Genomic DNA, 19,024 nt, shown 5'->3' on the forward strand with positions numbered 1-19,024 from the left:
CACTTATCGGTTTTCCAGAAGGTGCTCTGTCAGGTCAAGTTCAGTTTACGAACTTTTCCATCCAGATCTTTTTGCCATCCTCGAGCGTTTGCATCGGTGTTTGGCCGCAGCTCATCTTGCCTTGGTGCGTGCGCTCATTATTATAATACGCCAACCATTCGTCCAGATCTTCCTGTAGTACCTCGACTGACCCGTATATCCTGTGCCGCAACGATGGCTAGTAGAATTCTTGCAGAATCGTTTTGTGGAAACGCTCGCAAGTGCCGTTGGCCTGTGGATGGCGGCTTCGTTTTCGTATGCTCGATTTCATTCACGCTCAAGTACAATTAGTAATCGTGCTGCTCCAGCTTACCGCAGTGCTCGGTACCACGATCGGTCAGGGTGCGTAGTACAGGCAGCTTTTGAGCTGCATTGAACGGCAGCACCCGATCATTCAACAGGTCCGTAGCCGTGATTGGCGTCTTGGTCGTGTACAGCTTGCAGTGCGCCACCTTTGCGTAGGTGTCCACGTAGGTCTGCTGATATACACGGCCAACACCCTTGAATGTCCCGACGTAGAAGGTGTCTTGCGATCCCAGGTAGCCCGGATGCTGGGTTTCGATCTCTCCGCAGGATTTGTCATCAGTACGTTAGCGTTCTAGCGCCTGCATCAGGGACTCCGTTAGGATCAGACCCTCCTCGCCAACTTTGGCTTCCAGCGCTTTCAAGCGAAGTTTGAAGTTGGCCAAGTCGCGTCTTAGCCAGATACTGCGAACCCCGCTCGGTGAGAAAATACACCGCGTTTGCGCAGCTCATTGGACGCCCGCACCAGGCCATGAGCGGGTTCCGCAACGGCATATGCCAGCACCGCTTTCTCGATAGCGGAATCAACACGATTCTTGTGATTTGGTACCCATCAGTTATTCTCCAGCAGTGCATCAACTCCACCAATGGAAACTGCCTCTTTGTACCGGTAGAAAGTGTCTCGAGACACACCGAGCATCTTACAGACTTTGGAGATGTTACCAAGCTCTGCCGCCAGATTAAGCAGCCCGGTCTTGTGTTTAATGATGCGATCGTTAGTATGGATCATGGGGTTTATCCTTGGTTTTGACTTCGGGTTTACGCACCTTCATCAAAACCGGTAAACCCCTTCTTTTCAAGGAGGTGTGTCAGATTTGGTCTGAACGAAACCAAATCAGAGACTTCGCACAGTAACAGTCAGTCTGTGAAAAAATGTAAATGAGATTTCTACACTATTACGCCTTTAGTGTTCCCGTAACAGCGTCTATTGAGCAAGCAGCGATGTGCCAATCGATAGCCAGCAGCCCAGCTTTGATCCCCTAAAAGCGTATAAATATATAACGCTATGGTTCTTCGTTACTCTCATTTTCAGCGGCAATTTCACGGGAATCGCGGTAATCAGGCTCTATTAGTCTCCCCGCGATAGTGACAGGGACATGCTTGTCGACCAAAATCTCCTTTGGGCGCCCTACATCGGGTGCCGTATAGTCACAAATACCGCTTGGGAACACTCTCTTCATCACCCTCAGGCGTTCAAGTACATCTGTAGTTAACTGGCCATATAGCCCTTCATTTAACGCAGTATCGATCGACTGCAGCGTGCATTTAAAAATACTGTCTGACAGCGGTGCGCCTGCGACTTGTCGTGAATTGCTATAAACAGGATATTTCTTTCTACACTCGCCAGTGGGTTGACTACCGGAAGCACGGTTCCATACGTCCATACCTGATGCGATGACAACTCCGTCTTTGTCAAAACACATATCACTAGCGTCACTAGGACGATTCTTCACAACTCCATTTTCCGGGCGTTTTTTTATACTCAGGATCCAGCGATCAATCACATCTAGCGCTTCAGCAATGGGGGAGTAGTTCCTAAACAACCCCGCGACTGACAGGCTGCACTCTGAACGAACCATTAGACACGGGTTTACAAGGGACACTGCATTAAACCGCTGAAAAAGTGGAGCAAGCAAACTCGAGGAGTGATGGAAGTTCAGGATCATCATAAAGGTGCTAGCAAAAAGTTCTCCGACACCCCATTTCCCACCGTTGGGATGGGAGCACATTAATTAGACCTAAGACGACATATGTCATCATAATAGATACTCCCGGCAGACGACGCGGCCAACCTTTTTTTTGAGGTCAATCAACAGTGGAGCTATCGATCTTGATTCTGAAAACAACGGGAATTTACGTAGTAACAGCCCTCGCAGAGATCGTCGGCTGCTTTCTGCCCTACCTTTGGCTGCGGAAAGGCGGGTCAGTGTGGCTGCTGATTCCGGCAGCGATGAGTCTGGCAATCTTCGTTTGGTTGCTCACATTACACCCGGTCGCGAGTGGTCGCGTCTACGCAGCCTATGGTGGCATCTATGTGGCTACTGCGCTGGTCTGGCTTCGAGTCGTAGATGGAGTAAAGCTGTCCGCCTTCGACTGGATAGGCGCCGGCGTTGCATTGCTCGGCATGTCAATCATAGTTTTGGGTTGGCAAAGCAAAGGATAGTGGACCACTGCCAGCCTCCTCAACTGAGTGCGACATCGCCCACCTATAGACCTTCCTGGACTTATCACCCGATTGACGCCCCGCAGGGAAGTCACGTTGTGCTTCTGCAGCTGCTTCGAAATGGACCAGACTAGTTCGGGCTTCGGCGATGGACTGCCTGCCTGTAGTGGTCAACTCTTTTACGCCACTGAACTCTGAGCATTCCAATATTTTTCTTCCACCATATTCGGCGGCATACCATCGTTTTTCTGGTGGGGTCGTATCTGGCTGTAATGGCCAATGATGTTACTTGTGATTCTCTGTTTAGCCGCAGGGAAGGACTTGTAGCCGGTTTCCGGCACCCACTCTGTATTGAGACTCAGGAAGAAGCGCTCAGTCGGTGCGTTGTCCTAGCAGTTTCCGCGGCGGCTCAGACTATGTGTCATTCTGTTGCGCCACAGCAGCTGTCGGAATGCGAGGCTTGTGTACTGGCATCCCTGGTCCGAGGGAAACACGATACCTTCAGGTTGTCCTCGTGATTCATAGGCCATCGTTAGCGCCCAACCAACTGGCTTACGTGCAAAGAGATCTATTACTACCGCCAGATACGCCCATCGAGCGCCGATCCAGCTCGCTGGCATTGGTGGGAATGCGGGCAGCTCGCCGAGATCGAGCTCAGACAGCTTCTGCACCTTGCCCTGCCCCGCGGCACTGGTATCTCCTAAGGGCAGGGCCGGATCAACCTGGAGGGCTACCACCTGTAAATGGGTGTCTCTTTCGACGAAACCCTGGCCGACGGGGACGCCCCCGGGCTTCTCTACTACGCCATGCACCCGCTACCGGATACCACGCAACTGCATGTGGCGCTTATCGAAAAGGGTAATGCGGACATCCACCGCGGCATTGATTGAGATCAGTGCTGCGAGCAGGTGGCCCGTTCAGAGGCTCCAAATAGCCAAGCCCAACCAAAAATTAACTATTCCTTAGGAAGAACGTCCTCGAAAGCCGGGTAATTTGGGCGAGCCATATTAGATGTGTCGTCATTTTCATTTAACCACTCCCCCTCCCGGCCCCTCACTTCGGTGCGGACAACTTGTACATACAAGTGATTCCACTTAATCTCGAAGGCAATCAGATGAAATAACACATAAGTCTCTGACGCCCATGTCCTTTGACCTGACCCGCATACTGCTGCTGTTATTGACGCTGACCTTGAACGGTCAGGCGTTTGCGGCGCCCTGCGGATCCCGGGAGGCGGGAAGCGGAGAGCACAATCTGACCACTGCATCGGCCCGGATTGAACAGTGCGCCGAGGGCGCTCACCAACATCACTGTCACCAGGGAGGTGACACAGAGGCCGCGGAGTCTTCACCGGCAAATAACTGTGAGCAGGCCTGCAGCTGTTGCCCCGGCCACTGCGCCAGTGCCATTCCCGCGGCGGAATACACAGAGCCTGCCCGCCCCGTCATCACCAGCATCACGCTTTACAACATTTCCCACAGCACCCCGCTGCCCGAAACCACACTGCGCCCACCGATTCTTCTCTGACACGGGATCAGTGCGCCCGGAATAAATGCCCGGGTCATACGCATGAGCGCCCAACTGTCGCGCCTCGAATACTCCCGTTTGTCGACACGATCTACATCAGCCTCCGCGACGCTTTACGCCAAATAGCGCATCGCTACAGCGGACGCGACGATAACGAAAGTCTCCCAGAGAAGGACAACAACATGAATTCAACAAGCTTCAGACTGACCAGAACCCCGCTGTTCATCGCCCTTGCCACTGTGGCCGCGGGTTATACCCACATGGCGTCGGCCCAACAGGCCGGGGAAACAACACAGACGCAAATTGAAGAAGTGAATGTCACCGGTACCCGGATAAAGCGCAAAGATATCGAGGGCGTAGGACCAGTAACGGTACTCAACGAAGCGAGTATCGAAGCCACCGGCATTAGCTCGCTGGAAAACCTGCTGCAGTCCCTGCCTGCGGCAGCCGGCTTCGGCGGCAACCAGACCAGCGCCTACTGGACATCCAACGGCTGGGGCACGCCGCAGATCAACCTGCGTGGCCTGGGCATCAATCGCACCCTGGTCATGGTCAACGGCCGCCGGGTGGTCAACGGCGGTACCGGCGCCAACAGCAGCGTCGACCTGTCCATGATCCCGATGTCCCTCATCTCCAGCGTCGAAGTCCTGAAAGACGGTGCTTCCGCTACCTACGGCGCCGACGCCGTTGCCGGTGTCATCAATCTGATCACCAAAAAGGAGTTCGACGGCCTAGAAATCGAGGGCAAGTACGGCCAGACCGCCCTCGGTGATGGCGAGGAAACCGTGCTCGACCTGACCTGGGGCGTGTCCGGCGATCGCGGCAACCTGATGGTCAATATGAGTTACCAGAACAATGAGGCCTCCCCGCTGGTCGACCGCGTGCCCTGCCCGCTGGACAGTAACAGCGAGTGCAGCGGCAGTTCCTCCACCATCGGCGGCCGCACTACCCTGCCCGCGGGCGCGGTACTGGCCGATGGCACCGTGCTGACCGAGCCTACCCGGGTCAACTTCAATCAGGACCCCAATGGCGACGGCGATTTTTACGAGCCCTACGACGGGCAGAAGCACGGCTTCAACTACAACCCTTACTTCAATGCGGTGCAGCCGATCGAGCGCTTCAGCTTTACCACTCTGGGCAACTTTGAAATCTCGGAGTCCGCGACCCTGTTTACCGAGTTGATGTACACCAATCGGCAGTCCATGCAGCCAGCCTCTCCGGCAAGCCTGAGCAGCCTTGCCTACAGCGCCGACCACCCCACCAACCCCACCGGTAGTGACTTTGTACTCGAGAGCCGTCGCCTGCTAGAAAACGGCCCGCGCAACTTTTACCAGGAGGTGGATACTTGGCGCATGGTCACCGGTATCGAGGGCGACCTCAACGACAACTGGGGCTATGACGTAGCCTTGAATTGGGGTCGCAATACCGCCACAGATGCCATCGGCAACAACATCAACATGCAGCGTGTGGGCGAGACCCTCGATCCCAGTATGTGCGGCATGAACGGAATTCCCTGCGGCGACTACCTGGGCTACGGTAATGTGACCAGTGACGTACTCGACTACATCGTGTTCAACCAGGAGGGCACCGGCGGCAACGAGCAGAAAAGCGTGAGCGCCAACATCAACGGCTCCCTATTCGAACTCCCCGCGGGCAGGGTAGGTATGGCCGCCGGTGTCGAGTGGCGTGAAGACCGCGGTTGGCGCCAGCCAGACTCCCTGGTGCAGGCGGGCTATGCGCTGGGCAACCAGGAGGATCCGATTTCCGGCTCCACCGAAGCACGGGAGATTTACGCCGAAGTACTGGTACCGGTTTTGGCTAATCTGCCACTGGTGCAGTCCCTGGAACTCGACCTGGCCCTGCGCTACTCGGACTACGACCTGTTCGAGGGGGAGGACACCTACAAGGCGGGCCTCAACTGGCAGGTCAACGACATGCTGAAAGTGCGCGGCACCATGACCACCGCCTTCCGTGTGCCCAATGTACCGGAGCTTTTCGGCGGCGTATCCGAGGGCAACCTCACCACCACTGACCCCTGTTCCGGCTACGCCTCCCTGGATCCGTCCAGCAACCGCTACCAAAACTGTCAGGCAGCCGGGGTACCGCTGAACTACACGCAGCTCGGCACTACCATTCTCACCGACCGCGGTGGCAACCCGGACCTGACACCCGAGAGTGCCGAGTCGTTTACCCTCGGTGTAGTCCTGCAGCCACTGGACGGCCTGTCACTGACCGTCGATTACTTCGATATCGAAATCGACGACGCCATCCGCGAGGTATCCGGTTCCACCAAGCTGGCCATGTGTTACGACTCCGCCAACCTGAACCATGCCTTCTGTGCACCGGACCAGCACACCCGCAACCCGGTCAACGGTGATGTGAACTACCTGTCCACTCAGAAGTTCAACACCGGCAACGAAGTGATGCAGGGTATCGACTTCGGCGCCCTGTACGACTTCGACATGTTTGGCCTGTCGCACACGGCTGACTTCAAGGCGTCCTATCTGAAGGAGTACGAAACCACCGCGTTCGATGGCGACGAACCCTTCGTACTCGACGGCTTTATCGGCAGCGGCAACGGCGGCTATCCGCACTGGCGTGCCAATGCGTCACTGACCACCCGCGGTAATCAGTGGAGCAGCACCTACTCGGTACGCATGATCGGTGAGGGGGATGACTTCAACGCGGACAGCGGTATCGGCTCCAGCATGCCCAACATCTTCTACCACAACGTGCAGTTCAGCTACGACATGAACGACGCGCTGCGAATGAGCATGGGTATCGACAATCTGTTCGACCAGGAAGCACCGCGGGTAGCCAGCTGGACCGACGGCAACACCGACACCATGACCTACGATCTGGCCGGCATGCGCAGCTACCTGCGTATGACCTACCGGTTCGACTGAGTCACCTGAGACATTCACAGCGGCGGGAGGTACACTCCCGCCAGCTGTGCATTTTCTCACCAGCTGTATCTGAGAAAACACCCGAGAATAAAAGCAATGCAAACGGCATCCCTTTCCAGAAAAGTCCACAAGTGGCTGTTTCTGTTTGTCGGCGTCCAGGCCCTGTTGTGGACCCTGAGCGGCGTCTACATGGTGGTGATGGACCTGGACTTTATCCACGGCGATCACTTGGTCAAGAACCTGCGCGAGCCGCTGCCAACGGAACAGGGCACACTGGCGCCCACCCAGGCGTTACTAGCGCGCTATAGCTGGGTGAAATCCATCCAGCTCAAGGCGTTGCAGGGTAACCCTTACTATGTGGTAAATACCGGCGAGGGCGCACACCTGATCGACGCCCGCAGCGGCCGCCAAGTGTCCCCCATCGACGGCGACCGCGCGCGCACGTTAGCGGAGCACTATTACGCCGGCAGCCTGCCTGCGGTCTCCGTCGAACTGATCACCGAAAACCCGCCCACCGAGCTGCAATCCCGCGCTCTGCCCCTGTGGCGGGTCAACTTTGACGACCGCTATGGCACCAGTTTCTATGTTGACCCGGATACTGGAGCGCTGGTCACCCGCCGCCACAATTACTGGCGCGCGTTCGATTTCTTCTGGATGCTGCACATCATGGATTACGAGGAGCGGGCCGATATCCACAACCCGCTGCTGCTGATCGTCACCCTCGTGAGCCTGACCGGTGTACTGGCCGGCCTGATCCTGCTGTTCTACAGCTTTGCGCGCAGGGAAAAAAGGTCCGACAACGCGGCCGCAGCGGGAGGTGCACAATGAATTTCATCAAGATCGCACACAAATGGCTGAGCCTGGTCATTGGCGTTCAGCTGGCACTGTGGCTGGCCAGCGGCCTCGCCTTCGCACTGCTCGACTCCAGTGTGGTCAGCGGCCGCCATCTGGCCGAGCGCCACGAGGCAGCGCCCCTTTCCCAGAGAGAGCCTCTGCGCGCCCACGCAGAAATCGCCGGCCTGTATCACGACGCCGGTAGTGCCGTAGTCGATATTCGCCTGCAGCCGGGCTTTGACCGTCCGGTATACCGGGTACAGACCACTGCAGGCATTGAATTGCGCGATGCCCGCAGCGGCAACCCGCTAGTGATTGACGCGGCGATGGCGGCCACCATTGCAGCGCACGACTACGCCGGTGACGACAACCTGATCGGTGCCCCGCAGCGTCTGTCGCAGCCGAACATGGAGTCCCGCCGTCACGATGGGCCCGTATGGCGTGTCGATATCGCGGACGAAGGCAATACCAGCCTGTATATCTCGGCGGCGGACGGCCGCGTACTCGAGCGCCGCAACGACACCTGGCGGCTGTTCGATATTTTCTGGATGCTGCACATCATGGATTACACCGAACGCCAGGATTTCAACAATCCGTTCGTTGTGATCTTCGGTATCGGCGCCCTGCTGCTGTCCATTTCCGGCTGTGTGATGTTGTTCTCCAGCTTCTCCCGCCACGACTTCAACCTGCTGGCGAAACTGCGCGGCAGCAAAGTGGCAGTAACCCTGCTCGATCAGGCGGCCACCCCTGTGCAGGAGCTGGCATTGCCGAGCGGCGTCAACCTGTTCGACGGTCTCGCCGCCAGTGGCGTGCAGCTGCCTTCCAACTGTGGCGGCGGTGGCAGCTGCGGCCTGTGCCAGGTGCAGCTCGACGCCGACGCGCCGATCACCAGCGGGGAGAAAGCCCTGCTGTCCGCGGCGCAATTGGCCGCTGGCCAGCGCCTCGCCTGCCAACAAAGGGCCGTCGCTGCCACGCGCCTGATACTGGATGACGCTGTGTTGCAGGCCGGAGCCTTCACCGCCGAGGTCCAGGAGACCCGCTTCCTGACGCCTTTCATCAAGGAGATCCGCCTGACGCTGCAAGATCAACGCCCCTTCGGTTTCCGCGCCGGAGGCTTTGTGCAGGTGGAGATTCCGCCGCACCAGTTGCGCCTCGCCGACATGCCACTCGACACACAGTACAGCGACGACTGGCAGCCCTGGCTCGGCGCCGCCGGCAGCAGTCACGCATCACCTCTGCGCCGTTCCTATTCCATGGCCAATGCACCGCAGGAAAGCACCGATGCGAGTGGCAATGATTCCGTTCTGCTCAATGTGCGGATACAGCCCCCGCCCGCGGGACTGGAAACCCTGCCCGCAGGTGCCGGCTCCAGCTACATGTTCAATCTCCAGCCGGGCGATCAGGTGCAGTTGAGTGGCCCATTTGGCAGCTTCCATGTACAGGACAGCGAGCGCGAAATCATCCTGATCGGCGGCGGTGCGGGTATGGCGCCGCTGCGCTCGATGATTGTCGACCAGTTACGCAATCACGGCACCCAGCGGCCAATGCGATTCTGGTATGGGGCGCGCAATCTGCGCGAGGTGTTTTACGCAGAACTGTTCGATGAACTGGCACAGCAGCACGACAACTTCCAGTGGCAGCTGGGCCTGTCGGACCCGCGTCCGCAAGATACGTGGGATGGTGCGACAGGCTTTATCAGCGATATCGCCGCGGACAGTTACCTGCGCCAGTATGCGGACGTCGGCAATTGCGAATTTTATCTGTGCGGGCCACCCGCCATGCTGCGCGCAAGCATCGCCATGCTGAAGCAACTCGGCGTGCGTGAAGAGCAGATCGCGTTTGATGATTTCGGCAATTAACAGGATAAACGGCGCGCACCGGAAACCTTTCGGTGCGCGCCGTTGTCGACTTGCCATAGAGCCAAACACCGTCTAACCTTCTGGCTCCAACAAACACACGGCTGACATGCAAAGACTTATCGCACGGATCATGGCAACGCTCATGTTGCTGTCTGTCTTCGGACAGGCGGCCGCACAGTCGTGCGCGGAAATGTCTGCACCATCAATGGCCAAAGCCGCGTTCATAAATACCGGTGTCGATGGCGAAGCGGCTCACCATGTACCAGTGGATAATCCGCAAGTATCCGCTCATTGCGGAGACATGCACACTGCTCCGTCAGTCAGTAGCGCCGATCACTGTGCAGAATCCTCCAAAGCTGGTGTGAACACCACTGGCGAACCTTGCAATACCAGCTGTACTTGTTGTCCCAGCCACTGCACCACTGTGTTGCCGCCAGTGGAAACGGTTAGTATCTCCATTCCTCGAACCGCTCTGCATGTGACTTACCGGGATCTCGCCTCATCTGCCGAACCCGAGTCGCTTATCAAACCGCCCCAGCCTGCCTGACCCGCGGATCCCCGCACGCCGTTTGGCGCACTTCTCTTCATTACACACTGTCGTAATAACAGGGCTCCACGCTTTGTTATCTCATGTGTTTTGCTGTTGTACCCAATCTCATAGCCGAAACTGGAGTACAACATCGCCGCGTAAACGCGACGAAAAAAAGGTGGACATAATTCATGAAACAGAACTTCTTTCTTCGAAGCCTCGCAATTTCTGCGCTGCTTATACTGACCGCTTGTGCCAAAGCCGATCACGATTTAGGCAAAAACAGTGCCGATGCAGCCTCCACGGCCATCGCCCCTATCGCGTCAACATTAGTTACCTATAAAAGCGCCACTTGCGGTTGCTGCAAATTGTGGGTGGAACATGCCGCCGCCAACGCCTTCGAAGTCGACGCGCAGAATGTTTCGGACCTGAATGCCGTCAAGGACAAGTACCAAATTGCCGCGGAGTTCCAATCCTGCCACACCAGTGTGTCGTCGAGCGGCTATGTTTTCGAAGGGCATATCCCGGCAAAGCTGATTAGGCAGTTCCTGCAAAACCCGCCCGCTGGTTCCCGTGGCTTGGCGGTACCCGCCATGCCACTCGGCAGCCCCGGAATGGAAGTGGGCGACCGCTTCACTCCCTACCAGGTGCTCCAACTCAATAAAGATGGCAGCACCGCGGTATACGCGAATATCGATCATTTTGAACAAAAACACTGAGGTACTCATGAACAGAAACCGAGAACCCCAGATTACGCTGCCGGCCCTGTCCCGGCGTCGCTTTGTCACTGGCGTTGCCGCCGGCGCGGCGCTGATGGGCATGCCCGCGGGCGCCAACAGTGCTGCAACCCGAGCCAATCCGGTGCCACAAACGTTGCGCGGCAACCAGTTTAATCTGCACGTAAATTATCAGCCGGTGAATTTCACTGGCCGCGAACGCACCGCGGTCGCAATCAATGGCTCGGTGCCCGGCCCCATATTGCGCTGGAAAGAGGGAGAAACCGTCACCCTCAATGTAACGAACCATCTAGCCCACGACACCTCGATCCACTGGCATGGCATCATCCTGCCCACAGGTATGGATGGTGTGCCCGGGCTCAGCTTCAACGGCATCCGCCCGGGTGAAACCTTTACCTATCAGTTTGACGTTAATCAGAGCGGCACCTACTGGTACCACAGCCACTCGGACTTCCAGGAACAGCAGGGGCATTACGCATCCATAGTCATCGACCCGGCAGAGCCCGACCCGGTCGCCTGCGATCGCGATTACGTGGTGATGCTCTCCGACTGGAGCGACGAGTCGCCACACGACATTTACGCCAAGCTCAAAAAAGAGGGGCACTACTACAATCGCCGACGCCGTACCGCCGGCGATCTGTGGGATGAAATCCGTCAGAAAGGGGTCGCCCAGACCTGGCAAGACCGCAAGATGTGGAACGAGATGCGTATGTCCGATCGCGACATCTCCGACGTCACCGGTTACACCTACACCTACCTGATGAACGGCCAGACCCCGGATGGAAACTGGATGGCGCAGTTCAAACGCGGGGAGAAGGTGCGCCTGCGCTTTATCAATGGTTCCGCCATGTCGATTTTCGATATCCGGATTCCGGGTCTGAAAATGACGGTGGTGGCGAGCGACGGCCAGAACATCGAGCCGGTTACCGTGGATGAGTTCCGTATCGGCGTAGCGGAAACCTACGATGTCGTGGTTGAGCCGGTAGACGACCGCGCCTATACCCTCTTCGCCCAGACTATTGACCGCAGTGGTTTTGCCCGCGGCACCCTGACTCCGCACCCGGAGCTTCGCGCCGAAGTTCCTGCGATGGATTACGCCCCGGTTCTCACCCACCGCGATATGGGCATGGATCATTCCGGCCACAATATGAGCGGCATGGGCGGCATGGACCACAGCGGTCACGACATGGGTAACATGAGCGGCACGGACCACAGCAGCCACGACATGGGCAGCATGGATGGCATGGACCACAGAGACCACGACATGGGTGGCATGGACCACAGTGGCCACGATATGGGCAGCATGAGCGGCATGGATCACTCCCAGCACGCCGGCATGCAATCCGGTAACGCCGGGCAGTACAGCCTGAACGGTGGACGCCCCGAGCTCGGCGGCATGCAGGGCGTCTGGTTTACCGATGGCCTGGGCCGCGCCGGACACGGTAGCAACAGCCCCATCGTGCACCTGCCCAGCGAATACCGCTACGGCGTGGATATGCGCTCAGAGATGCCCGGCAACGGACTGAATGATCCAGGTATCGGACTGCGCGATCACGACACCCGTTACGGTCGCCGAGTACTTACCTATGCGGATATCCGCAACCTTACCCCCACTATCGACAGGCGCGAGCCCACCCGTGAACTTCAACTGCATCTCACCGGCAATATGCACCGCTACATGTGGTCGATGGACGGAATCAAGTTCAACGATGCCGAGCCCCTGATGCTGAAATACGGCGAGCGTATTCGCATCACCCTGGTGAACGACACCATGATGACGCACCCCATTCACCTGCACGGCATGTGGAGTGAACTGGAAACCGGCGACAGCGAGTACATCCCGCGCAAGCACACAATCATTGTGCAACCGGGCTCCAAAATCAGTTATCTGGTGACTGCCGATGCCTACGGCCGCTGGGCCTACCACTGCCACCTGCTGTACCACATGCCCGGCATGTTCCGCGAAGTAAGAGTGGTATGAGGACAATGCAAATGAACAGAAAAACCCTACTGGCATTAACCCTGGCGGCGCCACTGGCGCACGCCGCGGAAGAATCGCACACACAGCACACCCATTCGATGCAGGACGATGAACACGCGGCCCATCAGCACATGGGGCACGGCTATCCGGCACCGCAAGAGGCCAGCGCAGCCGCTGCACCAAACCTCCGTCACGCCCCCAACGAACCCGATCACGTGATGGACCACGAGGTGCTACTGACCAAGGTCACCATCGACCAGCTGGAGGCACGCGAGGACGATGGCAGCGCGCTGGAAGGCAGCGTGTGGTTCGGCGGCGACAAGCACAAGGCATGGTTCAAGACGGAAGTCGAACGGGCGGAAGGCGAAACGGAAAAAGCCGAATTGCAGGCACTGTACAGCCGCGCCATTGCCCCCTACTGGGATATCCAGATGGGCGTGCGCCACGACTTCGAACTGGAAAGCGACAGTCGCAACTGGGGCGTCCTTGCCCTGAACGGGCTCGCGCCCTACTTCTTCGAGGTCGACACATCGCTGTTTGTCGGCGAAGACGGGGAGACCGCCCTACGTGTGGAGGCCGAGTACGAGCTCCTATTCACTCAGCAGTGGATTTTAAGTCCGGAAATTGAAGTGAATTTCTTCGGCCAGAACACACCTGAAACCCATACTGGGTCCGGACTTTCCGACGTTGAAGCCGGCCTACGCTTACGCTACGAATTCACTCCACAGTTTGCGCCTTATATTGGTGTCAATTACGAGAAGAAATTCGGTAACACCGCGGACTTCGCCCGCGATGACGGCGAAGCCACTAGTGAAACAACCTGGGTAATCGGGTTGCACGCATGGTTCTAGTCGGGTAATCGGGACTTGCAATTTATCGCACTATAAAGAGCCGCGGACCGCCCGCTTATAATTGCCAAACTCAAGTTTGGATAATGGAACGCGGCCCATTTAGAAAACCTTGGAGATATTCATGAAAACTTTCAACAAACTACTATGCGCGCTCTCCCTAATCGCCGCGAGCACCGCTCAGGCCCACGACCCTAGTATGCACAAGGAAAATGTAGAAAAAGCCAACTGTGCGTCGATGAAAGACATGGACCACTCGACAATGGATGCCAATGATCCTGTTGTCATGCAGGCGATGATGAAAAGGTGCGCGGGGCAGATGAAGCAAAAGGAGCACACTGACCATAAAGAGAGTCACGGGGAGCATGCCGAACACAACGAAGGCCACACTCGCGGTACCGCCCAGGAACAGCAGGAGAAATAGGGAATGGGGGCTGCAGCCCCTGTTTTCTGGAGAAATATTTTGAAAGCAATAAAATCACTGTTGTTCATTGCCTTGATTGCCACTGGTGGACTAATCGCGTTCGTCTACTCAGGAACCTACCCCATGGGAGCCGACGAACCACACACTAGAGTGACCCACTGGCTGCTGGAGACTCTGCGCGAGAAGTCCATCGCCCGCGCGTCACGGAACGTGCAGCTCCCGGAGCTCAAGGACCCGGAACTGCTGCTTTCAGGCGGCGCCGACTACAACGACATGTGTGCGGGCTGCCACCTGAAGCCGGGAGTAACAGAAAGCGATTTCAGTCTCGGCCTCTACCCGGCACCGCCTGACCTTACCAAGCCGGGAAGCGGCGATCCACAACAACACGTGCGCCAACAATTCTGGATCATCAAGCACGGCATCAAGGCCTCCGGTATGCCCGCCTGGGGCCCCACGCACGACGACGGGCGCATCTGGGCTATGGTGGCATTTTTGCAGAAGCTGCCTGACTTGACGCCACAGCAATACCAGATCATTACTGCACGCGATGAAGAAGATTCAGGTCATCACTGACAGGAAAAATTGAACTGCAAGAACAGTTCAAATCCATTCACACATCAGGATTCTGTATCCTGCTCAGCGCTGTGCGCCCGCCATGGCACACAGCGCTGAGCCGCTCGCGGATTTAGATCCGACACTGTTTTCCTGACTGGAAACCATGGGACTCACTCGCATGGGCGACGACGGGAAGATCGTGCATGTGCACTGGTCCAGTAAATAAGAAGAAGGTTTTTTTCGCGGTCGTGGACCGCTGCTGCAAAAGCTGTAGGAGCAGCCCATGACCTAGACCTTCGCCTACACCAGAATACCCTCTATGCCACCACCAAAGTCCCGCGGTACATCTGCATCTGACAGGTAAAGGGGTATTCCCCCGCTTCCATCGCCGGCAGTTTTACCTCGGTCTCCTCGCCAACCGCTAGCTGCGCGTTTACATCCAGATCTGCGAACACCACATATTCGGCACAGGGGCTAGGATCCTCTCGAAGGAAGTGCAACGTAGTTTCCTCATGGACGGGTACTTGAATTCGCTCCGGCTCATAGACCCCATCCTTGACCATAATCACGGATGCGGCGGGAGCCACGGCCGCCGGCGCCGCCCTTTTACTCAACCAGAACCACCAGACGATGCCAACGATCAGTGCCAAACCCAGCAGATTGATCAACAAATTCATGCGTTTACCTCCGAAGGTTTGAATAGGCGCAGCCGGTTAGCATTGCTGACCACGGTCACTGACGAGAGCGCCATGGCCGCACCAGCGATTACCGGGCTCAGCAGGCTTCCAGTGATCGGATACAAAAGTCCAGCGGCGATAGGAATACCTAGGATGTTATAGATAAAGGCACCAAACAGGTTCTGTTTAATGTTGCGTAACGTCGCTCGCGAAAGCTCGATCGCGTCAGCCACGCCGTGCAGCGATGAACGCATCAGTGTAACGTCGGCGGTCTCGATGGCTACGTCGGTGCCCGCACCAATCGCAAAGCCGACTTCCGCACGCGCCAGCGCCGGAGCATCGTTGATGCCATCACCGGCCATACCTACGTGCCCGCCCTTCGCCTGCAGATCGGCGACAATGTTCTCTTTGTCCTCTGGCAGCAGTTCCGCATGCACGCAGTCTATGCCCAACTGCGTCGCCACCGCATCTGCTGTGGCTCCGTTATCACCGGTGAGCATCTGGATTTCAAGGCCGAGGTTTTTCAAGCGCTGAATGGCGGATCTTGCGTCTGAGCGTAGCGGATCCGCCACCGCGATCAGGCCGGCAGCCCTGCCGTCGATCGCCGCATACATGGCGGTGCGTCCCTTGCCAGCCAGTGCTTCGACGGCCGCCTGCCAATGGTCGACATCAACATTTTCGCGCAGCATCAGTTTGCGGTTACCGAGCAGCAGCTTGTGACCATCCACCTCTCCGCGCACGCCGTGCGCAATAATGGCCTCAAAGTGCTGCACCGTGCTCAGGCGTATACCCCGCTCTTGCGCCGCATCCACTATGGCCTCCGCTAGCGGGTGTTCCGAGGCCTGCTCCAAACTAGCCACGAGGCGCAGCAACTCGTCTTTGTCGCCTTCAGTTTCGAGGTCGGTAACTTTGGGGGCGCCCTCGGTCAGTGTGCCGGTCTTGTCTACCACCAGCGTGGTCAGTTTACTCGCCTGCTGCAGAGCCTTCCCGTTACGTACCAGCACGCCGTGTTCTGCACCCTTACCAACGCCGACCATTACCGACATGGGTGTGGCCAACCCCAGTGCGCAAGGGCAAGCGATAATCAACACTGAGGTGGCCACCACAAGCATATGCGCGACCTTGGGCTCCGGCCCCCAGTTAAACCAGACCAGTGCCGCCAGCACGGCGATCACCATCACTACCGGCACGAAGACCGCGGAAATCCTGTCCGCCAGCCGGGCTATCGGGACGCGTGAGTTCTGCGCGTTCTTCACCATCTCAATGATCTGTGCCAGTCGGGTCTCGGAGCCGACTTTTTCCGCAGTGAACAGCAGGCTGCCATTCTTGTTTAGGGTGCCGGCGGAGAGGAAATCGCCCTGTGCCTTCTTCACCGGTACCGGTTCACCAGTGAGCATGGACTCGTCCACCAGGCTGCTGCCCTCAAGCACTGTGCCGTCCACCGGAATCTTCTCCCCAGGGCGCACCCGCAACCGGTCGCCCAGCTGTACCTCATCCACCGGCACATCCACCTCTTCATCGTTGCGCAGCACTCGCGCACTGACTTCTTGAAGTTGCAGTAGTTTTTCAACTGCCGCGCTGGTGCGGCCTCGGGCTCGCACCTCCAGTGCCTGACCCAGGTTGATCAGTCCGATGATCATGGCACTGGCTTCGAAATACACGTGGCGTGCCATCTCCGGCAGCAGCTGCGGCGCCACTACCACTAGCATGGAAAACAGCCAGGCTGTGCCGGTGCCCAGTGCGATCAACGTGTCCATACTTGCATTGTGGTGGCGAAAAGCCTTCCAAGCACCGGTGAAGAAGTGACCGCCGCAATATATGAGCACCGCAAGAGTGGCAAACCCCACAAGTCCCCAGGCAATCTGTTGCGCCGGCGCATGCACTGACATCTCGCCGGTGATCAGCCCCCAGGCCATTAGCGGCAGTCCTAGGGCCAGAGCCAGCCCTGCGCGCCACAGTAAGTCTCGGTAATGTTTTTGGTCCGCCTCGCGTTGCTGCTCGCGCAGCTCACGATCACTGACAGTCGCCAGCTCAGCGCCGTAGCCGGCTTGCTCGATCGCCAACACACAGGCATCCTCATCAACGTGGCCCCATACTGAGGTAGTTTTCTCGGCCAGGTTGACCCTCGCCTGTATCACACCTGGCACTTGGTTCAACGCCGTTTCAATCTTGTTCACGCAGCTGGCACAGGAGGCGCCGTGCAGGGAAAACACCTTTTTGCTCTCAACCATCTTCCTATCCTAAGTCGTGGTCAGTGAAGGGCACTCCAGGAGCTTGCCGTAAGGAGAAGGCAAGCCCAAACACTAATTACTTGGCATACTATAATCCAGCGCACGAATTGACTTCGCTAGTCTCGTATATTAAGTGTCAATCGGATTCTGAAAATTTTCTGCTTCCTGGCGTGGTGTTGCTGCACTGGGATGATGTGCCGGCTGAAATCGGTTTCCCGGTCCATCTCCATCAAGAGTTGCTCGATGTGGATGATGAGCATGCTCGCATCAATGACCTTTTGAAGGTTGATCACGGCTTCTGGAAATTTTCCTTTGTCCCGCTTCAGTTTCAGCTTGTGCCCGGAAAGCAAGGAAACAAGACACTTTTCGACCTCCAGAGGACTTCGCGTCGCGTCCGCCAGCTTCTCCACATCAGCTGTGAGCGTCGGCTTTAGCCTCTGCGATCGCTTTGAAGTGGCCCAAACTGATCCGGGCCTCGGCAAGAGAAATATCCAATGCTGTTTGTTTTTGCATATTTTCTTTCAGCTCCAACTGTGTTCGATTCAGCTGTTTCTTAAGCACATCGCACTCATGTGTTTTGAGTGTCAGCTGAGCGTTGACTTGGTTCAGCTGTTCTTGCATTGAAGTAAACCGCTGTTCTGACAGCCGCAGAGAATCCTCCTGGCCACCTGCCTGTTTGCGCGCTGCGGCCAGCTCAGTGGCCAGGCGAGCATTGTCCTTGTTAAGCTGTGTCAATTCTCCCTGTTTCACGATGATCGTTTGATTGAGCTGACGCTGCTCCGCCTGAAGTTGCTGTACCTGCTGTTCGTGGTGGCGGATATCTTGATCTCGCTGTTCTTTGCTGGCCTGGCGGTAGTGTTCGAGAGCATCTCGCGCGTGCTGATGGTTGTCCTCCAGTGACTTCAGATGGGCGCCCTTATCTGCGAGGCGCACCTTAAGATCCTCAACCTGCTGTTGCAGTCGTTCCGACCTAAGACACTCAGATTGGAGTTCAGACGTCTTTTCGTCAAACGATACACGTGTGTCTGCAAGTCGTTGCTCAAGCACTTCGGCCTTTTCATTGCTGGTTTTCAGCGCGGCCTGCAGGCTTTCATTCTCACGCCTCCAGTGTATCTCCCGGTCTTGGTGCCGCTTTTCGGCATCAGAAACCAACTCCCTGGCTTCCTCTCGCAATTGATGGGCTAGGCGAGCCACCATTTCCTGAAGTGTTTTGCTGAGCAGGTGCCCATCATCTAACCGGGCTCCTTCAGCCTCTTCAATCTCCTTGAGGTAGCGGTGGATGGTGGTCTTGGACCCGGTATTACCGAGTTCTATACGTATCGCATCCAGCGAAGGATTCTCACCCCGAGCCAGCACGGTATCGCGAGCCTGCTGAACAAGGACCTTATTGATTCCTGCGCGAGCCATTTG

16 protein-coding genes and 2 pseudogenes are annotated in these 19,024 nt (G+C 57.1%); 11 read left to right on the plus strand and 7 right to left on the minus strand.

Features of this window, described 5'->3' with window-relative positions; all coding sequences use genetic code 11:
- Window positions 1-40: 40 nt before the first annotated feature.
- Both M0G74_RS05790 and M0G74_RS05795 read right to left on the minus strand, forming a co-directional pair.
- A pseudogene (locus M0G74_RS05790) lies at window positions 41-1,072 on the minus strand (IS481 family transposase).
- Between the two features lie 274 nt (window positions 1,073-1,346).
- On the minus strand, window positions 1,347-2,072 hold the full coding sequence (locus M0G74_RS05795; RefSeq protein ID WP_348983693.1) for a DUF6351 family protein: 726 nt from the start codon (window positions 2,070-2,072) through the stop codon (window positions 1,347-1,349).
- 98 nt (window positions 2,073-2,170) lie between these two features.
- Here M0G74_RS05795 and M0G74_RS05800 point away from each other — a divergent pair, with 98 nt between their 5' ends.
- Window positions 2,171-2,506, plus strand: a complete 336-nt coding sequence (locus M0G74_RS05800) for a YnfA family protein (RefSeq protein ID WP_348983699.1) — start codon at window positions 2,171-2,173, stop codon at window positions 2,504-2,506.
- Between the two features lie 179 nt (window positions 2,507-2,685).
- Here the strand turns inward: M0G74_RS05800 and M0G74_RS05805 are convergent.
- A pseudogene (locus M0G74_RS05805) lies at window positions 2,686-3,114 on the minus strand (DDE-type integrase/transposase/recombinase); the annotation flags it as partial.
- Window positions 3,115-3,249: 135 nt separating this feature from the next.
- Between M0G74_RS05805 and M0G74_RS05810 the strand changes: the two are divergent.
- The 10 genes from M0G74_RS05810 to M0G74_RS05855 all read left to right on the plus strand — a co-directional run bounded on the left by M0G74_RS05810 (window position 3,250) and on the right by M0G74_RS05855 (window position 14,724).
- Complete coding sequence (locus tag M0G74_RS05810) at window positions 3,250-3,396, plus strand: hypothetical protein (RefSeq protein WP_207002426.1); 147 nt, start codon at window positions 3,250-3,252, stop codon at window positions 3,394-3,396.
- A gap of 253 nt (window positions 3,397-3,649) precedes the next feature.
- On the plus strand, window positions 3,650-4,033 hold the full coding sequence (locus tag M0G74_RS05815) for a hypothetical protein (RefSeq protein WP_248215552.1): 384 nt from the start codon (window positions 3,650-3,652) through the stop codon (window positions 4,031-4,033).
- A 182-nt stretch (window positions 4,034-4,215) separates the two neighbouring features.
- Window positions 4,216-6,939, plus strand: a complete 2,724-nt coding sequence (locus M0G74_RS05820) for a TonB-dependent receptor (RefSeq protein WP_248215554.1) — start codon at window positions 4,216-4,218, stop codon at window positions 6,937-6,939.
- Window positions 6,940-7,035: 96 nt separating this feature from the next.
- On the plus strand, window positions 7,036-7,767 hold the full coding sequence (locus M0G74_RS05825) for a hypothetical protein (RefSeq protein ID WP_248215556.1): 732 nt from the start codon (window positions 7,036-7,038) through the stop codon (window positions 7,765-7,767).
- Entirely contained in the window at window positions 7,764-9,632 is a 1,869-nt protein-coding gene (gene nqrF, locus M0G74_RS05830) for an NADH:ubiquinone reductase (Na(+)-transporting) subunit F (RefSeq protein WP_248215562.1), read from the plus strand. Before M0G74_RS05825 ends, nqrF begins: the two co-directional genes overlap by 4 nt.
- Before the next feature lie 720 nt (window positions 9,633-10,352).
- On the plus strand, window positions 10,353-10,880 hold the full coding sequence (locus M0G74_RS05835) for a DUF411 domain-containing protein (protein ID WP_248215564.1): 528 nt from the start codon (window positions 10,353-10,355) through the stop codon (window positions 10,878-10,880).
- 7 nt (window positions 10,881-10,887) lie between these two features.
- Entirely contained in the window at window positions 10,888-12,879 is a 1,992-nt protein-coding gene (locus M0G74_RS05840) for a copper resistance system multicopper oxidase (RefSeq protein WP_282450047.1), read from the plus strand.
- 11 nt (window positions 12,880-12,890) lie between these two features.
- The gene (locus M0G74_RS05845; RefSeq protein ID WP_248215566.1) at window positions 12,891-13,730 is read left to right on the plus strand and encodes a copper resistance protein B; all 840 of its coding nucleotides are present in this window, start codon (window positions 12,891-12,893) and stop codon (window positions 13,728-13,730) included.
- 121 nt (window positions 13,731-13,851) lie between these two features.
- Window positions 13,852-14,151: a hypothetical protein gene (locus M0G74_RS05850; protein WP_248215569.1), complete on the plus strand. Its 300-nt coding sequence runs from the start codon at window positions 13,852-13,854 to the stop codon at window positions 14,149-14,151.
- A 39-nt stretch (window positions 14,152-14,190) separates the two neighbouring features.
- On the plus strand, window positions 14,191-14,724 hold the full coding sequence (locus tag M0G74_RS05855; RefSeq protein ID WP_248215571.1) for a cytochrome c: 534 nt from the start codon (window positions 14,191-14,193) through the stop codon (window positions 14,722-14,724).
- A 299-nt stretch (window positions 14,725-15,023) separates the two neighbouring features.
- Here the strand turns inward: M0G74_RS05855 and M0G74_RS05860 are convergent, their stop codons facing one another.
- The 4 genes from M0G74_RS05860 to M0G74_RS05875 all read right to left on the minus strand — a co-directional run bounded on the left by M0G74_RS05860 (window position 15,024) and on the right by M0G74_RS05875 (window position 19,021).
- On the minus strand, window positions 15,024-15,383 hold the full coding sequence (locus tag M0G74_RS05860; protein WP_248215572.1) for a cupredoxin domain-containing protein: 360 nt from the start codon (window positions 15,381-15,383) through the stop codon (window positions 15,024-15,026).
- Entirely contained in the window at window positions 15,380-17,614 is a 2,235-nt protein-coding gene (locus M0G74_RS05865) for a heavy metal translocating P-type ATPase (RefSeq protein ID WP_248215574.1), read from the minus strand. Before M0G74_RS05865 ends, M0G74_RS05860 begins: the two co-directional genes overlap by 4 nt.
- 116 nt (window positions 17,615-17,730) lie before the next feature.
- On the minus strand, window positions 17,731-18,024 hold the full coding sequence (locus tag M0G74_RS05870; RefSeq protein ID WP_248215576.1) for a hypothetical protein: 294 nt from the start codon (window positions 18,022-18,024) through the stop codon (window positions 17,731-17,733).
- A 1-nt stretch (window position 18,025) separates the two neighbouring features.
- Window positions 18,026-19,021, minus strand: coding sequence for a DNA-binding protein (locus M0G74_RS05875; protein WP_248215578.1), 996 nt, complete (start codon window positions 19,019-19,021; stop codon window positions 18,026-18,028).
- Between the last annotated feature and the right edge of the window lie 3 nt (window positions 19,022-19,024).

This window comes from Microbulbifer sp. CAU 1566, assembly GCF_023156515.1.
GTDB lineage: Bacteria > Pseudomonadota > Gammaproteobacteria > Pseudomonadales > Cellvibrionaceae > Microbulbifer.